The following is a 19,015-nucleotide window of genomic DNA, read 5'->3' as shown; positions in this document are numbered from 1 at the left end:
AGAAACCGCGCAGGTGGGCAGGCTTCTGCTGCTCTACGTAGATGACGCCCTCGACGACACCCTGCCATTCGGTTCCGTGCGCCGCCAAGCCTTCAGCATCATGCCCAAAGCGGCCCTGCAGCAGACGGGACAGCGGTTGACCCGCAAACCCGTCAGCCAGATGGAGCTGCGCTGGCAGGCCATCGACGCGCTCGCCGGTCAGGTGCGCACGCGGCTGCGGCCGCAGGCGATGGCGCTGGAATTCTCCAGCCTCCGCGCCGACGATCCCTGGCTGGCTGCGGTACGCTGGATGAACGGCGTCTTCGGCCGGCGACAACGCCTCGCCCAGCGCCCGCTCGCAGAGATCCCCCCTGGCACCGTCCCGAAGCGACTTCGACCTTACCTGCTCACCTTCGATGATATCGGTCAGCCCAGCGGCCTGCGCGGTGATCGCTACGAATTCTGGATCTACCGGCAGATCAGAAAGCGGCTCGATCGCGGCGAGCTGCATCTTGACGACAGTATCCAGCATCGGCGTTTCAGCGATCATCTGGTCGCGCCCGAACGCACGGCAGCTGTGCTCGAGGAACTCGACCTTGCCTGGTTACGCCAGTCGCCCGACACCACAATCGACGCCCTGTTCAACGAACTTCATGAGCTCTGGCAAACCTTCGAGCTGCAATTGCGGCAGGGCAAGCTCAAGCATCTCGACTATGACGCGCAGCACAGCAAGCTGACGTGGCGGCAGCCCAGGGTCGAGAAAGAAGGCGCGCAGCAGGACAGTTTCTACGCGAAACTGCCCTCACGCGATATTGCCGACATCTTCCGGTTTGTGAATGAGCGCTGCGATTTCCTGCGGACGATGACACCGCTACAACCTCGCTACGCCAGGAAGATCGCCGCCGATACCGACAGCCTGATGGCCGTGATTGTGGCGCAGGCGATCAATCACGGCAATTCGGCCATGGCCGAAACCTGCGATATCCCGTATCACGTGCTGGCCGATACGTACCGGCAACGCTGCCGCTTGGCGACGCTGCGGGCCGCAAGCGACCGGATCAGCAACTTCATCGCGCAACTGCCGATCTTCGAGCATTACTCGTTCGATCTGGAAGTGCTATATCGCAGCGTCGATGGGCAGAAATTCGAAGCCGCCTCCGATTCAATGCGTTAGAGAACTTCGAGGCCGGCCAGCAGGACGCCAAGATCGATCGGATTCGCATTACCCTGAAAGGTGTAGTGACCGAGGAAGTGAATGTGCTGCCAGGCGACGGGCGAGATCCGCTTCAGCCTGGCGAGCGCCTTCTGGTTGCCATCGCGTTGATACCGCTCGAACAGCGCTGAGAGCAGCATCGAGTTGAAGGCGATCACGACATTGGCGAGCAGGCGTCCGCATTCGTTGCTGATCGCGACATCGAGGTCCGTCCTGCCGATCAGATGTTTCTTGCCGCTGACCTGGGCGAGCATGGAGCGCAGCTGATGGTAGGCCTCGATCCGGTTCTGGGACCGATGGACGTCGCGCTGCAGTTGCGGGTCCAGCAGATAGCGCAGCGTGTAGATACTGCGCACCAGCCTGTCGAATTCGAACACGGCCTTGCGCGTGGGATGATGGGGCGACAGCGCACACAGCTTGCGGATCAGGGCCTGCTGGCTCATTTCCTTGATGCTGAGCGACGCGATGATCTGTTCGATGCCGGCCCGCTGCTCAACGAGCAGTTGCCGGTCGATCTGTCCGGCAGGCTTGATCAGAAAGTGCTCGTAGTGTCTCTAAAGCATTCCAAAAAATTATTGGGGTTTGGGCGTGGAACCCCTGACACAGCGGCGGAATGGTCGCTGCGCGTGATACGGCAGCTGTCCTCATCGCGAACGCAAGGGTGCGATGCAATCCCGGCAATGCGCACGGTTCTAGAGTCCAATTCGCAGCTTGGCATGTCAATGTCATAGAGCCAGCGTGTATGGCGCCCGGATCGAAGGTTGGGCCTGGGCTGCTTTCTGTGTAGGCCTATCACCTCATGCCGGATATGATGCCACCCCTGTTATTGACGTGCTCGTTCGATACACGGCTAGCTGTTTCGTGCATGCGGATATCGCGGGTTGTGTTATTGCAACATGCAGCGAACGGGAAGGTGTTTCGGTCCACAAACGAAGTTTGACTCCATGTATTCGATCTCACCCACTAGCTCAGCGCGTTGCAATCTCGGAATCAGCTCATCGAACAGAATCCGCATCTCCATGTGCGCGAGATGTCGACCAAGGCATACGTGGCCGCCGACACCGAACGCGATATGTGGGTTGGGTCTGCGATCAATATTGAATGTGAATGGCGAAGGGAAGACTTCTTCGTCGCGATTCGCCGAGCCATAGCACAACATCAGCCAATCTCCCTTGCGAATTTTGCGGCCCCGGATATTAGTGTCGGCAGTCGCTGTACGCATGAAATGATGAACCGGCGATGCGAATCTAAGGCATTCATCGATAAAATGTGGAATGAGCGATCGATTTGCCTGAAGCTGTGGTAGCAACTCCATAAAGCGGCACAATGCCCACATTGCGACCGACGTGGACGACGACACTGTATGATGCCCTGCGGCAGCGATAATTACGTAATAGCCGAGGCGGGTTACGTCATCGATAGGCTGCCCATTGATGACCGCGTTGGCTAGCAAAGTCGCGACATCATTGCGCGGGTCCTTCCGGCGCGCTTCGTTTAAGCTTTCGAAGTACTCCCTGAAGTCGTCAACTACAGACAGGAGCGCATTGCCCGTCGCACTGCTCGCGTCGCCTTGGCGCACCGTATCGCGTGTGTATTCCTCGTCTTCACTCCCGAACATCTCGTAAGTTAGTGCAAGTATGCGAGGAAAATCCTCCTGAGGGACACCGAGAATATCCATGATTACGTGCAGTGGGTACTGCGACGCGAATGCGCCTGAAAAATCGATCACCTTTCCGTTGTGTTGCTGCAGCTTCGCGACCATCGCACGGGCTAGCGATCTAATACGGTCTTCAAGCTTGAGAATACTGTTCGGCATGAACCAGGATTGAGTCAGCGCGCGTAAACTTTTGTGTTCTTCGCCATCGATGTGCACGAGCGACCGAACAATGTTCGGTGAACCGGTCGTGGACATAATATGCTCTATCGATGCTCTAGGGCGACACACGACAGAATAATCTCCATTGTGGAATAGAGAATTATTCCGTGAGATCATAGAGACGTCGGCGTGTTTTGTAATCACCCAAAACGGGTCATGCCCGGCAGCCGTCGCTCTCCCGACAGGGTTGTTTGCGCGTGCCCAAGTGTAAATTTCGTGGAGGCCATCGATGTCCGTGTGGGACTTCGGATCGACGATGCGGTTCGCTATTTCTCTTGGTAGGTCATATTTTTGCATTCTGTTTGAGTCCAGGGAGGTTCGTGTTAGTGGACGCGCGACACGAAAGAGCGTCTACGCGCGCGATGATCCAGTCTGCTAACGTAGAGAGCTCATTTCAGTTGGTGCTTGCCGATCGATTTAACTTTATCGCAGGCGGGTGCTCCCCGCGGGTGGTGGTTGGTGTGGTGGCTGTCAATTTGCGTCCGGCGTATCTAATTATCATATTATGATTTCCCATTTCATCCTTAATCCATATCAACATTGTTCTTTGATATCGATGATATTGAGGATACGCGGCGGAACGTATGCAAATTAATGCGCGGACTGTAGTCTCCTGTTGAAGTTAAGATAATTAATTGGTGTGATGGTTTCGCCAGTTTAACCAATAAGACGCGACGCCGATCAGGAATGTCAGGAAGGTCAGAAAATTTAGTCATGCATCGAAAGTGGGGGCGTGACTCGCCAACGCTGGCAGCGTCAGTCGGGTCATTTGGGAGGATCGATCGGTGCTGTGAGTCGTTGCATTCCAGCATGTTTAGCTCTATTCAGAACTTTTGACGGATCGCGGCGCGAGCAAGGATCTGGCGATTGCTGGATGAGTCACCCACATTCGCGACGCTCGCAACAGCGGGAACCCCAAGAGACGATGTCCCAGATGCTTGTTGCCAACCGATTTCGAAATAGACGTCGGTTCGCTTGGATAAAAAGTAGTCTGTTGAAATCGTTACTTGGTTGAAGTGCTGGTTTCCGAGTATGTGTCCCGAAACGTCTTGAATGCCATTCGATTGCAAGTAGTCGTATGATGCTGCGACTGTCCACGCTTGGCTGAAACGATACATTATTCCGACATCGTAGTTGTTGAATATGACTGTTCCGTCCAGCTGAGGCAGGGCGAGATTCGCGTATTGAACATTAGAGAACGATGCTGCCACGATGACGCGGCCGATTGTGAAGTTGGATGCTACGACTACAGACTGATACGCTTGGGCGGAGGCATATCCACGGTTGATAGCACCTTGAAGAGGAGAGATTCCATTCAAATAGGCAGTAAAAAATCCTGTGCCTGGCGCTGCGGTGGGGTTCTTAAAGTACTCGAATGATGCCCCCAGTTTCAATGGCCCTTTCACGTAACCTGCACCTACCGAATAACCACTGGTAGATGTGAAGTTACCGGCAATACCACCAAAGCTGTACTCAATTCCGAAGCTCGCGCCGTAGATGTCAGGGCTCATGTATCGGACAGAATTATTCGGTCGAACCGTGTTGGACGCATTGTCCAGATCCCCTGGGTGTCCCGCCGGCGCGCCTCCGACCAGTGCTTCGGCAGTCAGCGGCTCGGGAAAGTAGAAGATCATGTCGTATTGACGTCCAAATGTCAGGCCGCCGCAGTTGTCGCTTTTGATACCGATGAAGGCTTGACGACCAAATAGCAGGCCGCCCTGACCAGCCTGACCTTGATTTAGGTTTACGCCTGACTCAAGGGTGAACGTTGCATGTAAACCGCCACTGAGATCCTCGCTCCCGGTCAGGCCCCATCGACTTCCCATGAGGGCGCTAAGCGAGTCAAGCGAAATTCTCTTGCTATCAGCAACGTTGCTTTGGTACATAATGCCTTCGTCGAGTACACCGTAGAGATTCACAGTCCCTTGTGCTTGAGCCAAGGATGACGCACCAAATAAAGCCAGAAATATCGACCTTTCCCAACCACGCATAATTAGATTTCCAGGAGCGTGTGAGTGAGAAGCTCTGTTTCGCTCGACGACATCTGTCTGTACAGCGCTGCGACGTGCTGCCACGATTGCGCCGATGTTGGTGTGCTCCAAAATAGAGCGCTACAGCGGAAGAAAGCCACTGTATCGTTGATATGTGCAGTTGCCTCTTTGCATTTTTTGGAGATCATATCTGTGCGACTTAGGCTTTACTGTATGGCGTCCAAGGTGTCAAACGGGTTGAGCGCAAGATCGTTTCACATTTCCAGAGCACAGATCGTGCCGACTCAGATTAGTCGGCGAAAAGGAGCCACCAGGCGCAGTGCGACGTCTTCAGGTGGATTGATATCCGATGAAGATTGTCGTGCGGACCGCCCGATGTGCGACAGTCCTCATTTCGTTTGTGAGCATTTGGTCAATACGCGACAATTGACATGGGCTGAAGAGCCGTCTATTCGAACAAGAACCCTCGTAAGAGATCGCGAAGCCGGTAGTGTCCTTGACTAGTCGTGTAAAACGGGGGGCTTGTCACGAGTCGCACTCAACAATTCGTCTCACGAGGGCGGCAGTCATGCCGCGAAGACCACTGGTGCCGAAGGTTGACATACCCCCGGAAGGCAGGGTGTGGGGACGAGGCCGTTGGAATTCCCACGATCTCAGTGCATCGCTCAGATGGTGGTCAAGCGATATCTGTAATCGCTTGTGGTTTCACGACGACTCATGCGGCTATCATCTTGGGCGGTCCGCGCATCAGGCGCCCGACGTGGGCCGGCGGCGCGGCTGGGGGCTATGCTTGGGCGCTGGGCCTCGACATCAAGAAGTTCTTCGGTAGTATCGAACTGGTAAATCATGATGCGACAACGAGGCTGAGCAAGGCGAGGCCGGCAACCATCGCAACTGGGCCAGGCGCTAGACTTCACCAACAAGCGCAGGCGTCGCAAGGGCGTCGTCGACGAGGTGGCGTGGCGCAAGAACCGCAACAAGTCGAAGATCCTAGCCCGAATCGAGCATGTGTTTGCGGTCGTGAAGCGGCTGTGGGGCTTCACGAAGGTTCGTTATCGCGGGCTGTCAAAAAACGCCAATCGCGCCTTTGTGGCGCTCGCGCTAGCCAATCTTTACATGTGGCGAGGTCGCTCGACAGCACAGGTGCGCCCGTAGAGGGCCAAAGACGGGCGACAAGCCCGTGCAGGGCCCCTCAAGGGGCCAACATGAGCAGGAATGCCTCGCTTTTACGACTGTTATTCGCGATCTCAAAAGTTTACACATCTCTTGATCGCAACCCGTTGTGTTTACACGGCTTGATCAGCGTAGCCCTAAGGCAATGCTGATCAAGTCCACCGTTCATGACTGTCGTGCGTTATAGCGTGGACGTGCAACGGCGAAAGTAAAAACGGGATGAAGCAACTGACACTGGCGATGGCTGTCGATCAATGCGGGCGATTCGGGGCGCAGCGCAAACCCACGCGACGCGAAGCGTTTCTCGATGAGATGAGCTCGATCGTGCCGTGGGCGCAGCTGTGCGCAGTGGTGGAGCCGTTTTATCCGACACGCTGCAATGGTCGCCCGCCGATTGCACTGGAGCGCATGCTGCGGATTCGCTTTGTGCAGCACTGGTTCAACCTTGCCGACCTTGCATGCGAAGAGGCTCTGTACGACAGCCTCAGCCTGCGCCGTTTCGTTGGCATTGACCTGGGCAGCGAAACGGTGCCGGACGCCACGACGATGCTCAAATTCCGGCATCTGCTGGAAGAGCACAAGCTGGGCGAGCGAATCTTCGCGGAAGTGGGAGTGGTGCTGCAGGCGCGGGGGCAAAGCTCAAGAGCGGCACGATTGTCGACGCCACACTGATCGGTGCACCCTCGTCGACGAAGAACAAGGAGAAGGCGCGTGACCCGGAAATGCATCAGACGCGCAAGGGCCAGCAATGGTATTTCGGCATGAAGCAGCACATCGGTGTGGACAGTCAGAGCGGGCTGGCTCATAGCGCGGTCGTAACCGCCGCCAACGTACACAGCAAGCATCCGCAGCCGCAGTTGCTGCACGGTGAGGAGCAATGCGTCTACGGTGACAGCGCATACGCGAGCCAGAAAGCACTGATTCACAGCAAGGCCCCGAACGCACGTGACTTCACCAACAAGCGCACGCGCCGCAAGGACATCGTCGACGAGGTGGCGCGCCGCAAGAACCGCAACAAGTCGAAGATCCGTGCCCGGGTCGAGCATGTGTTCGCGGTCATGAAGCTGCTGTGGGGCTTCGCGAAGGTCAGCCACGCCCGCCGCTCAATCGGCAACTACCTGAACTGGTATAACCAGAATCGGCCTCATTCTAGGCTGGCCGATCAGACACCGGATGAAGCATACTTCGCCACGCTGCCAGCGATAAAATCGGCAGCTTGAATGCCTCTGCGATTCCACTTAAAAACTCGTGGATCCTGTCCGAACGAATGAGGCCAACTCGGTTCGTTATCGCGGGCTGGCAAAGAACGCCAATCGCGCCTTCGTTGCGCTCGCGCTGGCCAATCTTTACATGTGTGGTCGCTCGACGGCACAGGTGCGCCCATAGAGGGCCAAAGACGGGCGAAGAGCCCGTGCAGAGCCCCTCAATGGGCCCAACATGAGCTGGAATGCCCGCTTTTGCGGCTGTTTTTCGCGATCTCGAAAGTTGACGCATGTCTTGGTCGCAACCAGTCGTGTTTACCGGGCTTGATCAGCGTTGCCCTAACACCTTCGAGAACAAGACTCGTCGATGTCGCAACGGTTCTTGGCGGTGTACCCGAGCGGTTGGTCGAGCGTGAACATCACAGATGCGATCGCCGAATAGCAGTGACGCTGCTAACGCCGAGTCGCTTAAATGCTTACCTGCGCGGCGACAGGCGTGCGCTGAATAGTGAGGAATTGCGCGGCTACCAGTTATTCAAGGCAAACCATTGCGCAACCTGCCATGTGGGCAAGAATCTGGGCGGGCAGTCGTTCGAGCGAATGGGTCTCCCGGCCGACTACTTTTCCGTTCGGGGCTACACGTCCGCAGGACAACGGTCGGGCGAATGTTACAAAAGAATCGCTCGATTGCCATGCGTTCAAGACGCCGACGCTGCGCAACGTGGAACTGACCGCGCCATATTTTTACGACGGTCGCCGTGCTGAACTGCATGCAGCTGTGCGCGACATGGCGACGTATCAGGTCGGCAGGCGATTGCCTCAGTGCGCCAGCTGACGGACTCAGTCGGTCGCGCGGTGACGGATATATCCGTTGGAAACGAGAATCTGTCCGCGCGTACCGAAAAGCACGCTGCATCCCTTTAGAAAACCGCATCAAGATGGCGCAGCTCACCGAGACGGTTCGAAACAACGCTGACAATGCTATTCAGGCGAGCACGCTTGCCTTGAACGCGACCGATCTGGCAGAACGTGGCAACGACGTGGTGTCAACCATGATTGGTACCATCGAGAAAATCAGTGACAGTTCTGCCAGAATTGCTGAGATCACGGGTGTAATCGAAGGCATCGCCTTCCAGACCAATATTCTGGCGCTCAATGCGGCGGTGGAAGCTGCCCGGGCGGGCGACCAGGGGCGCGGCTTTGTGGTTGTGGCAAGTGAGGTACGCAATCTCGCACAGCATTCGGCCACGGCGGCCAAGGAAATTAAGTCGCTTGTTGGTGACTCCGTGGCGGTCGTGGAGCATGGGGCAAGCCAGGCGGCCGACGCAGGAACAACGATAGGGCCAGTCAAGGATGCGATCAGGTGTGTCGCGGATATCGTCAGCGAGATTTCCTGGCGTCTGAAGAGCAAAGCGTCGGCATCAAGTATGTCAACACCGGCATCAGTGAGATGGACAGGGCCACGCAACAAAACGCGGCTTCATAGAATCTTTTATTCTCCAGTTTCAGGGATTGCTCACCCCTACGCCCGCCGACACGTTGAACACCGACACTGAATCCTCCAGTTCGACCGCCTGCGCGTTCAACGCCTGCACGCCGGCGGCTGCCTGCTCCACGAGCTCGCTTGCTCGACGACCTGGCGGCGCATAAAATCTGTACGTTGACCCAAACTCATGGAAGAGAATCATGCGGTGCCGGACCAGCATACACAACGGTTTCAGAGCCATTCGTGCTTGCGGTGTCGCTTGAGACAGGAGGGCGAGGCCCGGTCACATCGGCGGTCTGCCGAGTTACCGCTCGATCACACACGCGATAACGGGTTGGACTCGCCGTCTGGCCCCGTGATAGCAAGCCGGCACGCAGCGGACTCGCAAGCCAGTCCGACTACCCCACATTTCCGGGGTGGTTCAAACTGGGCAGGCGTGCAGCTATCTCCGACCAATAGAGATTCTTTACGTTGACGTGCCTTCAAGATCTGCTTCGCGAACTTGGCAGATTCCTCTGTCCTAGCCATTCACTCGATCCGGCGGAATACTAGCGTGCCGTTGGTGCCGCCGAACCCGAACGAATTTGAAATGGCAACATCAATCGGCATGCGTCGAGCTACGAGGGGTACATAGTCGAGGTCGCATTCCGGGTCGGGCTTTGTCAGGTTGGCGGTCGGCGGCGCAATCTGGTGGTGCACGGTGAGCGCGGTGTAGACGGCCTCGACACCACCCGCAGCGGCAAGCAGGTGCCCGGTCACTGATTTTGTCGAGCTGATCGCGAGGTCCTTGGCGTGCGAGCCAAAGGCTGCCTTCAGCGCGAGCGATTCCGCGCGGTCGCCGAGCGGCGTCGAAGTGCCGTGCGCATTGATGTATTGCACGCTGTCGGCCGCGACGCGTGCATTGCGCAAGGCATTGCGTATGCAGCGGGCCGCGCCTTCCCCGTCTTCCGACGGGCTAGTAATATGGAATGCGTCACCGCTTAGTCCGAATCCGGCCAATTCCGCGTAAATCCGTGCGCCGCGCTGGCGCGCGTGCTTCATCTCCTCGAGCACGATGATGCCCGCTCCTTCACCTAGCACGAAGCCGTCGCGCTCCGCGTCCCACGGGCGGCTCGCTGTCTCGGGACTTTCGTTGCGCGTCGAGAGCGCCTTGGCCCGGCCAAAGCCCGCGAGGCTGCTCTCGGTGATCGCCGCCTCTGCTGCCCCTGCAATCATGACATCGGCGTCACCATACTCGATCAGCCGGGCGGCGTCTCCGATCGCATGAGTGGCGGTCGAGCACGCCGTCGCCATGGCGAGATTCGGTCCCTTGAGCCCGTACCGGATCGAGAGATGCCCCGCGATCATGTTGATGATGGATGAGGGCACGTAAAATGGGGACACCCGCCGCGGCCCTTTGTCCCTGATCGTGAAGGCAGTGTCGACGAGGGTCTGTACGCCGCCGGTTCCGGACCCGACATGAACGCCGATCCGGGAGGCATTTGCTTCGGTCACTGTGAGGCCGCTGTCGACGAATGCTTCCATGCCGGCCACGACACCGAGTTGGATGAAGCGATCCATATGGCGGACCTCTTTTTCCGAAATGAAGCGAGTTGCGTCGAACCCCTTGACTTCGCCAGCGATTTGCGCCGGGAAATCGGTCGTATCGAAAAAGGTGACCCGGCCGATTCCGCTGCGGCCGGCAATGACATTCGACCAATTTTCCTCGACGCCAATCCCGACCGGGGAAATGGCACCAAGACCGGTGACGACGACTCTTCGGTTGTCCATTTTTTCTTATTTGATATCGAAAATCGACCAATACCGCGCGAAATGCTAAAGCTGTCGACCCGTGCGATCGATAGGGAGGGGCTTTACGGTTTGATCCGATAGTAGCCATGTGGCCGTCATCGTCCCACAAAAGCCGGCACCCACTATCACGATCGATACAGTCATTGCCACGGCTCCTATGGTTGTTCTCGTATCCGCTCCCGTAGAAAATTGATTTTGACGTTAAGATGGATATCCGCTCCGATAGCGTCGCTTGCATCGGGGCATGTCGGGAAAGTTCTCTTTCCGGCACGGATAGTCGGAAGCTGTGCCGCGCGTCGCAGGAAGCGACTATGCGGCATCTCGCCTCGAACTACAAAATCAATTGTTTGGATAACACTGATTCGCATCGCAAATGAATATCTGCGAAGGACCGGCATGACGAACGCGCGCATCGTCGATGTTCTGCGCAGCGAGCGGATAGTGCAGTCGCTTCAGAACCTTCGCAATTCCTGGGCAAGGGCCGTTCGTGGGTGCCTTCTTGATCATCGGGTCAGAACCGGTTCGTCAGACGCGCATTCTAGCGCCCCCGCACTAATGCGACACAACCCTTCAATGACGCTTAGTGTTGGTATCAATGCATTTGACGCCTTTCTTCTGGTAGTTGCACAGAGAGTCGCGTAACGTGCCGTGTTAGGTAGGTGGGTAGTACGACGACCCGCAGAGCTTAGGTTAATTAACATTTTCCCGATAAGGATTGTGTATGGAAAAGATAAACAACTGATTGCGGGTTTTCCGAAAGGGCGGAATTTGCTTGCGTGCCCCGTCGGGACTGGCTCGCGGGGTTGGCGAGGGCGGTCGGATTAAAGTCAAGGCTTTGCGGATACGAGAATGGCTGCAAAACATGGCCGGCAGGCGATCCCCACAACATTGACGGATGAGCAGTCGGGCATTTGTATTGCAGCATCTGAGCCGTGGCCGCCGCCGACGTTGCTGTTACAGAAGGTGTTCAACTACGGGTGCGTGATGCGTTCCTTCTGCGCGGCAGTCACGACTTCGACGATCTAACTGACGCGCTGTTCCTCTCATCCAGATTGCCGCGCCACAACTCGTGCAGGTTCGCCTCACCGCACGCAGAGCGGCGCGCCCCAATGCAAGCGATCGCAAGCAACGATCTATCCAAATTGGAACTGCACAGATGGGCCAAGTTAATCGTTATATGCTGTTGACCGGCGCCAGCCGCGGTATCGGTCATGCCACAGTTAAGCTTTTTCAGGAAAACAACTGGGAGGTGTTCACTGTCTCACGGCGACCGTTCTCGGACAGTTGCAAGTGGCCTGCGGCGCGTGAAACGCACATCCAAGCAGACCTCGCGGACCTCGATAACATCGACCGGATCGCTTTGGAAGTCAGGCGACGGCTACCTGATGGACAACTACATGCGCTCGTCAACAATGCTGGAATCTCGCCTAAAGGCGAGAACAGATCGCGCCTCGGAATTCTCAACAGCGATATTCAGACATGGATGACTGTTCTTAACGTGAATTTGGTATCCAACGCATTACTGGCGCGATCGCTGTTCCCAGAATTGGTCCGAGCAAAAGGAGCGATTGCCAACGTAACATCGATCGCCGGGGTGAAGGTTCATCCTTTCGCGGGTACTGCGTACGCAGCTTCAAAGGCTGCGCTCGCAGCTCTAACACGAGAAATGGCACACGAGTTTGGCCCCGAGGGCGTACGCGTCAACGCTATTGCGCCGGGCGAAATTGATACCTCGATCCTGTCGCCCGGCACTGAGGAGATCGTGGATCACGGTATTCCTATGCGTCGTCTCGGAGATCCGGCCGAAGTCGCACGAGTAATCTACTTCCTCTGCACTGAGGCCTCGTCGTACATCAACGGAGCAGAGTTGCACGTCAATGGAGGGCAGCATGTCTGAAGTCATGCGTCGGCACATAAAGACCGACGCCATGTGGCATATGGGCTGAGCCGGCGAAATCTGGAAGAGATGATGGCTGAACGTGGCATCGATGTCGACCATTCAACCGTGCACCGATGGGCGATCAAGTTGCTGCCCGCTCCGGAAAGGCATTTCGACGTCGCAAGCGCGCAGTCGGCAGGAGCTGACGCGTGGATGATACGTATATCAAGGTCAAGGGACAGTGGAAGTACTGTACCGGGCCGTGGACAAAGCGGAAGATGATCGATTTCCTGCTGCGCGCCCACCTTGACAAGGCTGCCCCGAAGCGCCACTTCGAAAAGTCGATCGAGCGCAGCGGCGAACCCGAGGTGGTAACGATCGACAAGAATGGGGCGAATCTCGCTGCGCTTGAGGCTATCGACGCCGGGCGCGAGACGCCGACCAAGATCTGTCAGTCGAAGTATCTGAATATCATCGTCGAGCAGGAAGAAACGCAGCAACGAGACACATCAGTCCAGGACCGACCCCGATGCGCAATTCTATCGCAAAGGCAAAACGGCCAGCGAATTGGGGTAATGGGCCGTACGCTGACCGATAACCGGCACGGTCTGGTGGTCAATGCGCGCGTGACACGCGCCGACGAACATGCTGAGCGTGAAGCGGCTAAGATCATGATCCACGACGCACGGCAAGCGGCAGACGATGCCAGCGCAGACATCACACTGGGCGCGGACAAGGGTTACGATGGCCAGGAGTTCATCGAGGCGTGCCAGCAGATGAGGGTCACCCGCACGTTGCGCAAAACACGCAAAACACCTCGAGGCGGCGTTCGGCAGTGCCCGATACGATTGCCCCGAGCGTGGGCGACGCCATTTCGCAGGCTGCAAGTGCTTGGGGTGAGAACTGGCATGGCGAGAAGCGCAGCAACGACACGCATGAATTCAGCGCGGACAGTCAGCCGCGGCTGTTTCGCAAGAGTCGTGGTACGGGCGCGATGCTTTCTGATATGGGGCACGTGCTGACGGATAGCCGGCATGGCCTCGTGGTGAACGCACAGGTGACGCAGGCCAACGGCACAGCCGAGCGAGACACAGCGACCGAGATGCTTGCGTATGCCGCGCAGTTTGCCAGTACATCGATTATGGTCGGCGCTGACAAAAACTACGACACGGCTGGTTTCGTGGCAACGTGTCGCGCAAATGGCGTGACGCCGCATGTTGCGCAAAACGATGGTCGCGCGGGCAGCTCGGCCATTGACGGACGTACAACGCGCTGATCCGGCTACGCCATCAGTCAGCGCAAGCGCAAATGCATCGAGCAGTTTTTTAGCTGAAGCAAGACAGTCGGCAGGATTCGGCAGGTGATGTCTCGAGGGCTGCAGCGCGTTGACCACCGCGCGGTACCGCGCGACGGGCACGCCCCTTCCGGAACCGCAGGTCGCGCGGCGGCTCGCTGGAACGATGGGCCGCTTGGTCGGCAACCGTATGGCAGCGTTTAGACGGTGTTATGAACTTTCGGCCAGACCTGGTACCCTGGCGGGATGAAAAACGCAGACCCTACCCAACGGATGTATCGAATGAAGAGTGGTCCTTCGCCGCTCCGTACCTGAAATTGATGAATCAGGACGCGCCTCAGCGTCGCTACGAATTGCGCGAAATGTTCAACGCCTTGCGCTGGATTGTCCGCGCGGGTGCACCGTGGCGTCTGCTGCCCAATGACTTTCCGCCGTGGGAGTTGGTCTATCAGCAGACACAGCGCTGGATTCAGGCAGGCTGTTTCGAAGCCATGGTCAATGACCTACGTTCGATTATCCGCGTGGCGCAGGATCGCCGGGGGCATCCCAGTGCAGTCATCCTCGATGGCCGTACGCTGCAGTCGACGTGCGAGAGCGGTCCACGCGCAGGCTATGACGGGTACAAGCGTAAGAAAGGCAGCAAGGTGCATAGGCGGTGGATACATTGGGGCAACTGCTTGCGGTGCATGTGACGCCGGCCAACGAACAGGAGCGCGCAGGTCGCGGAATTGGCTCGTCAGGTTCAGCAGGCCACGGACCACACAATCAAAGTGGCGTTCGCCGATCAGGGCTATACCGGAGAGGAGCCGCGCAGGCGGCACTCGATGAAGGCATTGAGCTTCAGGTAATCAAGCTGTCGGAGGCAAAAAAGGGGGGCGTGTTGCTGCCACGCCGCTGGGTGGTTGAGCGCAGCTTCGGCTGCGCTCAACCGTTTCCGCCGACTGGCAAGAGACTACGAGCGCCTGCCTGAAACCTTGGCCGGTCTGCATTTCGTCGTCTTTGCCATGCTCATGCTCGTCCATGCTGTGCCCAATATCCAAAGGATCTAACATTCTCTAGAAACGAATCGGCGATCAACCTCCTGCCGGTGCTGCGTCCGCTCATTTCGCCGAGTAATATGGTTGCCGCTTATCCATCAAATAATACGATCGTCGTCACTGACTATGCGGATAACATCCGCCGCATCGAGCAGATCATCGAGGGCGTAGATTCTGCGGCTGGCCAGCAGGTGCAGGTAGCATACCTGAAGAACGCGAATTCGCTCGACGTTGCGACCCAGATGACCCAAGATGCTTGACCCTGGGGCGATCGGCAATGTGGATGCGACGCTGAAGGTCTTGGTGCAGGCTGATCCGCGCACGAATTCGCTAATGCTGCGTGCGTCGAACGCAGCGCGCCTCGCGGCGCGCTAACCCAACTGCCCGATGGTCGCCCCGAGGCGCTTTTCCAATTTTAGATAAAGCCGAACCGCTCGAAGACGCTCTTCATACGAGTACATGAACTACGTCTAGGTAGTCCAAGTTTTCGTCCGCACCCCCGGGGGGCAGTACATCGGCGCTAACAGCCTCGGACATTCGACCATGAAACATCGAAATGCGAAGCCATCTCTGAATCCCGAAACGACAGCCCGTGCTGTCCCGTTTGTTATCTAGATGACGTCGGCTGTAGGAATTCGTTCAATTGATTGCGTGGTTGTGCAATCACTTTGACCGTCGGCGGTCTCATTTTTGCAGGCATGCATCTTGTATGCGAATCGACCTAGCGGGCTGTTGAAGACTGAAACGATCCGTGGAGCAGATGGCAACGCCAAAGCGATGTTCACAATGGCAGCGCTGGATGACTTTGAGGCTACGAGCCACCCCTTGCGGCCGATTCGTATCTGGCGGAATGATGCGCGCAAGCGCATGGGCCGGGTGTTCGCACGCTTGTACGCGAGTCATCCGAAGTGCAGTTGCCGTGCAGCGCCAAGGACAAACTGATTCGTGCGCTGCTGGTGCAGGTGTGGTATTCGGTTCGAAGCGAGCGTACGCAGAGACAGGGGCAAGACGGTCGGTATCAATTCGATACGGACCAGACAGATGCGGCAGTTCTTGGGAGGTTACTCGAGCTGGTGAGCTGTATCTCAGCAGACTACCAGGAGTTGCAGACCGCCCCGTTGCCGCGTATGAAACTCTCCCAGTATTCGTACTGGACTTTCTTGAACCAGAGCCAAAGGAGATAGAAAATATGCACCGGAAACAAGGGAGTGGCGAGGCCGCAGGACACCACGGGGAGCTCCTCCAGGGAATGTTTGAAGACGATGATGGTTTGCTGTGGCGTGGTTTAGTCTCCATGCCTTACCGGAGTCTCAAGTCAAGGGCAGAGTTCCTGCCGAACGAGAACAAGCGAGAAGTAGACGTTTTTCCAAGCCGTTGCGAAAAAGCCAAACGCGCCGCAGAAATCACGCTTGAGCGGTTCTCGGCTGCGAGGGTGGGGGGGGTACTTGGGCTTACGAGCAATATCCCTGTTGCGCGTGGTATGGGGTCATCCACAGCTGATGTAGTGGCCAGCATCTTGGCAGTTCTTGAATCGCTTGATATCGAGCTGCCGCCTAGCGATGTTATGCAAATTGCAGTAAGCGCTGAGTCGGCATGTGATTCAACAATATTCTCGCAGCAGGCGGTACTATTTGCGCAACGAGATGGATTTGTTCTTGAAGCATTCAGGAGACCGATTCCTCCGATTGACTTTATAAGTGTGACTGCGGATACCGAACAGACTGTCAACACGCTTGATATGGAATTGCCCCAGTACAACTTAGAAGAGGTCGAGAACTTTCGACCGATTCGAGCTCTATTGCGTAAAGGGATTGATACATCCGATATAAAATTGCTCGGCCGCGTCGCGACAGCAAGCACTTGGCTTAATCAGCGATTTTTACGAAAGCCACGTCTACGCGATATTGAAGAAATTGGGCGAAAATATGGTTCAGTTGGACTACAGATAGCACACAGCGGAACGGTTATTGGCGTGATGTTCGATCCGGCGAGCGAAAGAACTGCGGAGAACATGTATTTGGCTACCCGTGAATTAGTGTGTTCAGGATTTGAAGCTACTGTTATCGCGAAGTGATAAAAACACTGGGAATAAAAGGATGATGAATCGAAATATTATGCGAAACCTTGAGGATTTCGAAAATCCACGGATCGTCAGGCTGGATGCTAATTTTTATGGGGCAAGCTTCTTTCTGATGAAGCTGCTTCCGGCGCGGTTCATACTCGAACAAGCTGTGTCGGAGGGGCTGCTCAAACCGGGTGCCACCATCTGCGAGTCCTCCTCTGGTACATTTGGTCTAGCGTTAGCCATGTTAGCCGTTCAGTATGGCTATAAACTCATATTGGTAAGCGATTGGGCAATCGATCGTCACCTTAAAAGCCGCCTTGTAGAGCTTGGTGCACACGTAGAAGTTGTGAACGATCCGGCACCACAAGGGGGGCTACAACAGGCTAGGCTAAATAGGTTGGCTAAATATCTGAAGGAAATCCCTGGCAGCTTCTGGCCGTCTCAATATTCTAACACCGGCAATCCACTGGCCTACGGTAAGTTCGCGGAACTACTGATCCAAAAACTTGTGAAGGTCGACTGCCTGGTGGGGCCAGTTGGTTCCGGTGGGTCGATGTCAGGCACTACTAGATTTTTAAGAGTGCCATTCCCTGAGTTACACGCTATTGGCGTGGATATGCCACATTCTGTTTTGTTCGGACAGCCCTGCGGAGATTTGGGGGATCTTAGTGGGCTCGGGGGGGAAATTGTGCCTTCCAACGTGGATCATCGGCAGTTTGACGAGGTTCACTGGCTGACGCCTGCAGAAGTGTTTCATGCAACTCATCAACTACATCGAGAACATGGGCTATTTATGGGGCCGACCAGTGGCGCAGCCTATAGAGTGGCAGATTGGTGGTCCAGGAAGAACCCCGGGAAAAACGTTGTGGCGATTTTTCCAGATGAGGGACACCGCTATGTCGATACTATTTATAACTATGAAGGCGACTGGCTTTCGTCTTTGTCCATTACGTCTTCTTATGTGCGGGAGGCACCGGTAACTGTGGAGGCACCCACGGAGGTGTTGAGCGGTTGGTCGTGTTATGCGTGGGGGAGACGAACACTTGACGAGGTTCTTTCTCGTGTCATTGAAGAAGAGAGGCCCGAGCTTGTCTCTCGACAGCAAAAACTGGAAGTCTCACAAGCAGTCGCCAGTGCCTCAGAACAATCCTTTTGCACCGCACCGACCTCCCACATTGTGGCAGGCGATGCCAGGCTGTTAGAATTGTCGTGTCTCGACAGTGCTACCGTCGCGCACCTCAGGCTGGATGCCGATCAATGTCAATATGTCGACCCGTTGTACGTAGTGTTTTCAGAACTGAGGCAAAGCCAAAATTCGGAATTCGAGCATTGTTTTTCAGTCGTAGCGCATGACGATGTTGTAGGTTTTTTTGTCCTTCGAGAAAAGGCCGCAGTGCCAGAATGGGCGAATCCGGACGCTATGACGATGCACAGCCTGCGGGTGGGCCTATCATACCAAGGTAAGGGGTACGGTAAAGCTGCGGCAGAACTAGCTATTGGGTGGATCGCGTCCAATCGCCCAAATGTCGACCGTTTAATGCTTGCCGTCAATGCGCGGAATGTGGTAGCTAAACGCATGTACCTAGGCTTTGGCTTCAGAGATACAGGACTAACCTACTGCGGCCCGATTGGTATTCAGAATATTTTTGAATATGAAATTACACCAGAAAAGTGATTGCCTTCAACTGGCTTTTGACTGAGCGTTTCTTGTCTCGGCCCAAGCCTAGTATTTCGTCCCAGAAATGACTTAACGTAAATTCAGATTGGTCTATGATCGAATCACGGTGAGTTGGGGGCGATCATGGGACGCAAAGGAATCGAGCTTGTCGTGTCGGAGCTGGAGCGAGAGCAATTTTTCTCAATGAGCCGCTCGCGTTCGCTGCCTCACTCTCTCGTGCGCCGGGCAAAGATTATCTTGATGGCCGCTGACGGTCATACGGGTCAAGAAATTGCGACGCAGTGCGAAGTAACACCGCCTGCAATTACGCACTGGAAGAAGCGCTTTGTTGCCCACGGACTTGCCGGTCTG

At 56.1% G+C, this 19,015-nt stretch carries 13 protein-coding genes and 9 pseudogenes; 17 read left to right on the top strand and 5 right to left on the bottom strand.

All coding sequences use genetic code 11. From position 1 onward, the window contains the following. Window positions 1-13 precede the first annotated feature (13 nt). A complete protein-coding gene (locus ACOJB8_RS37165) occupies window positions 14-1,153 on the top strand; it encodes a Tn3 family transposase (RefSeq protein WP_475017129.1) in 1,140 nt (379 codons plus the stop codon). On the opposite strand, the gene ACOJB8_RS37160 is transcribed toward ACOJB8_RS37165, so the two are convergent. The 3 genes from ACOJB8_RS37160 to ACOJB8_RS37150 form a co-directional block, all read right to left on the bottom strand. Then, window positions 1,150-1,707 carry a Tn3 family transposase gene (locus ACOJB8_RS37160; protein WP_475017157.1) on the bottom strand — a complete coding sequence of 186 codons (558 nt, stop codon included), beginning with the start codon at window positions 1,705-1,707 and terminating at the stop codon, window positions 1,150-1,152. The genes ACOJB8_RS37165 and ACOJB8_RS37160 overlap by 4 nt on opposite strands. 371 nt (window positions 1,708-2,078) lie before the next feature. Further along, a complete protein-coding gene (locus ACOJB8_RS37155; RefSeq protein ID WP_069268846.1) occupies window positions 2,079-3,365 on the bottom strand; it encodes a cytochrome P450 in 1,287 nt (428 codons plus the stop codon). Window positions 3,366-3,892: 527 nt separating this feature from the next. Next, window positions 3,893-5,059 carry a porin gene (locus ACOJB8_RS37150; RefSeq protein WP_475017127.1) on the bottom strand — a complete coding sequence of 389 codons (1,167 nt, stop codon included), beginning with the start codon at window positions 5,057-5,059 and terminating at the stop codon, window positions 3,893-3,895. Window positions 5,060-5,947: 888 nt separating this feature from the next. Here ACOJB8_RS37150 and ACOJB8_RS37145 point away from each other — a divergent pair. The 5 genes and pseudogenes from ACOJB8_RS37145 to ACOJB8_RS37125 form a co-directional block, all read left to right on the top strand. Next, window positions 5,948-6,214: pseudogene (locus ACOJB8_RS37145) on the top strand (transposase); the annotation flags it as partial. Window positions 6,215-6,451: 237 nt separating this feature from the next. Then, window positions 6,452-7,326, top strand: a pseudogene (locus ACOJB8_RS37140) (IS5 family transposase); the annotation flags it as partial. Continuing rightward, the gene (locus tag ACOJB8_RS37135) at window positions 7,300-7,452 is read left to right on the top strand and encodes an integrase core domain-containing protein (RefSeq protein WP_370684338.1); all 153 of its coding nucleotides are present in this window, start codon (window positions 7,300-7,302) and stop codon (window positions 7,450-7,452) included. The pseudogene ACOJB8_RS37140 and the gene ACOJB8_RS37135, both read left to right, overlap by 27 nt. 544 nt (window positions 7,453-7,996) lie before the next feature. Further along, window positions 7,997-8,269 carry a hypothetical protein gene (locus ACOJB8_RS37130; RefSeq protein WP_176733001.1) on the top strand — a complete coding sequence of 91 codons (273 nt, stop codon included), beginning with the start codon at window positions 7,997-7,999 and terminating at the stop codon, window positions 8,267-8,269. Continuing rightward, window positions 8,248-8,914, top strand: a pseudogene (locus ACOJB8_RS37125) (methyl-accepting chemotaxis protein); the annotation flags it as partial. The gene ACOJB8_RS37130 and the pseudogene ACOJB8_RS37125, both read left to right, overlap by 22 nt. Before the next feature lie 25 nt (window positions 8,915-8,939). Here the strand turns inward: ACOJB8_RS37125 and ACOJB8_RS37120 are convergent. Then, a complete protein-coding gene (locus tag ACOJB8_RS37120; protein WP_305120854.1) occupies window positions 8,940-9,161 on the bottom strand; it encodes a hypothetical protein in 222 nt (73 codons plus the stop codon). A 287-nt stretch (window positions 9,162-9,448) separates the two neighbouring features. Next, on the bottom strand, window positions 9,449-10,690 hold the full coding sequence (gene fabF, locus ACOJB8_RS37115) for a beta-ketoacyl-ACP synthase II (protein ID WP_069268843.1): 1,242 nt from the start codon (window positions 10,688-10,690) through the stop codon (window positions 9,449-9,451). A gap of 870 nt (window positions 10,691-11,560) precedes the next feature. Between fabF and ACOJB8_RS37110 the strand changes: the two genes are divergently transcribed. From ACOJB8_RS37110 to ACOJB8_RS37060, 11 genes and pseudogenes are all read left to right on the top strand, one after another. Then, window positions 11,561-11,737, top strand: a complete 177-nt coding sequence (locus ACOJB8_RS37110) for a hypothetical protein (protein ID WP_176733000.1) — start codon at window positions 11,561-11,563, stop codon at window positions 11,735-11,737. A 130-nt stretch (window positions 11,738-11,867) separates the two neighbouring features. After that, the gene (locus tag ACOJB8_RS37105; RefSeq protein ID WP_083245643.1) at window positions 11,868-12,608 is read left to right on the top strand and encodes an SDR family NAD(P)-dependent oxidoreductase; all 741 of its coding nucleotides are present in this window, start codon (window positions 11,868-11,870) and stop codon (window positions 12,606-12,608) included. A 24-nt stretch (window positions 12,609-12,632) separates the two neighbouring features. After that, window positions 12,633-13,078 (top strand): annotated as a pseudogene (locus tag ACOJB8_RS37100) (IS6 family transposase); the annotation flags it as partial. 1 nt (window position 13,079) lies between these two features. Next, window positions 13,080-13,470: pseudogene (locus ACOJB8_RS37095) on the top strand (transposase); the annotation flags it as partial. A gap of 18 nt (window positions 13,471-13,488) precedes the next feature. Beyond that, a pseudogene (locus ACOJB8_RS37090) lies at window positions 13,489-13,920 on the top strand (transposase); the annotation flags it as partial. Window positions 13,921-14,096: 176 nt separating this feature from the next. Continuing rightward, window positions 14,097-14,933, top strand: a pseudogene (locus tag ACOJB8_RS37085) (IS5 family transposase). A gap of 8 nt (window positions 14,934-14,941) precedes the next feature. Continuing rightward, window positions 14,942-15,290: pseudogene (locus ACOJB8_RS37080) on the top strand (secretin N-terminal domain-containing protein); the annotation flags it as partial. Between the two features lie 378 nt (window positions 15,291-15,668). Then, a pseudogene (locus tag ACOJB8_RS37075) lies at window positions 15,669-15,910 on the top strand (IS5/IS1182 family transposase); the annotation flags it as partial. Between the two features lie 200 nt (window positions 15,911-16,110). Then, a complete protein-coding gene (locus ACOJB8_RS37070; protein ID WP_083245642.1) occupies window positions 16,111-16,995 on the top strand; it encodes a GHMP family kinase ATP-binding protein in 885 nt (294 codons plus the stop codon). A 22-nt stretch (window positions 16,996-17,017) separates the two neighbouring features. Next, the gene (locus tag ACOJB8_RS37065) at window positions 17,018-18,661 is read left to right on the top strand and encodes a pyridoxal-phosphate dependent enzyme (protein ID WP_083245641.1); all 1,644 of its coding nucleotides are present in this window, start codon (window positions 17,018-17,020) and stop codon (window positions 18,659-18,661) included. 126 nt (window positions 18,662-18,787) lie between these two features. Further along, window positions 18,788-19,015: helix-turn-helix domain-containing protein (locus tag ACOJB8_RS37060; RefSeq protein WP_475017124.1), on the top strand; the 228-nt coding region annotated here is incomplete at its 3' end.

This window comes from Paraburkholderia sp. BR10141 (assembly GCF_056155635.1).
Note: the sequence above shows the minus strand (reverse complement) of the source record. Positions and strands in the feature narration are given on the sequence as shown.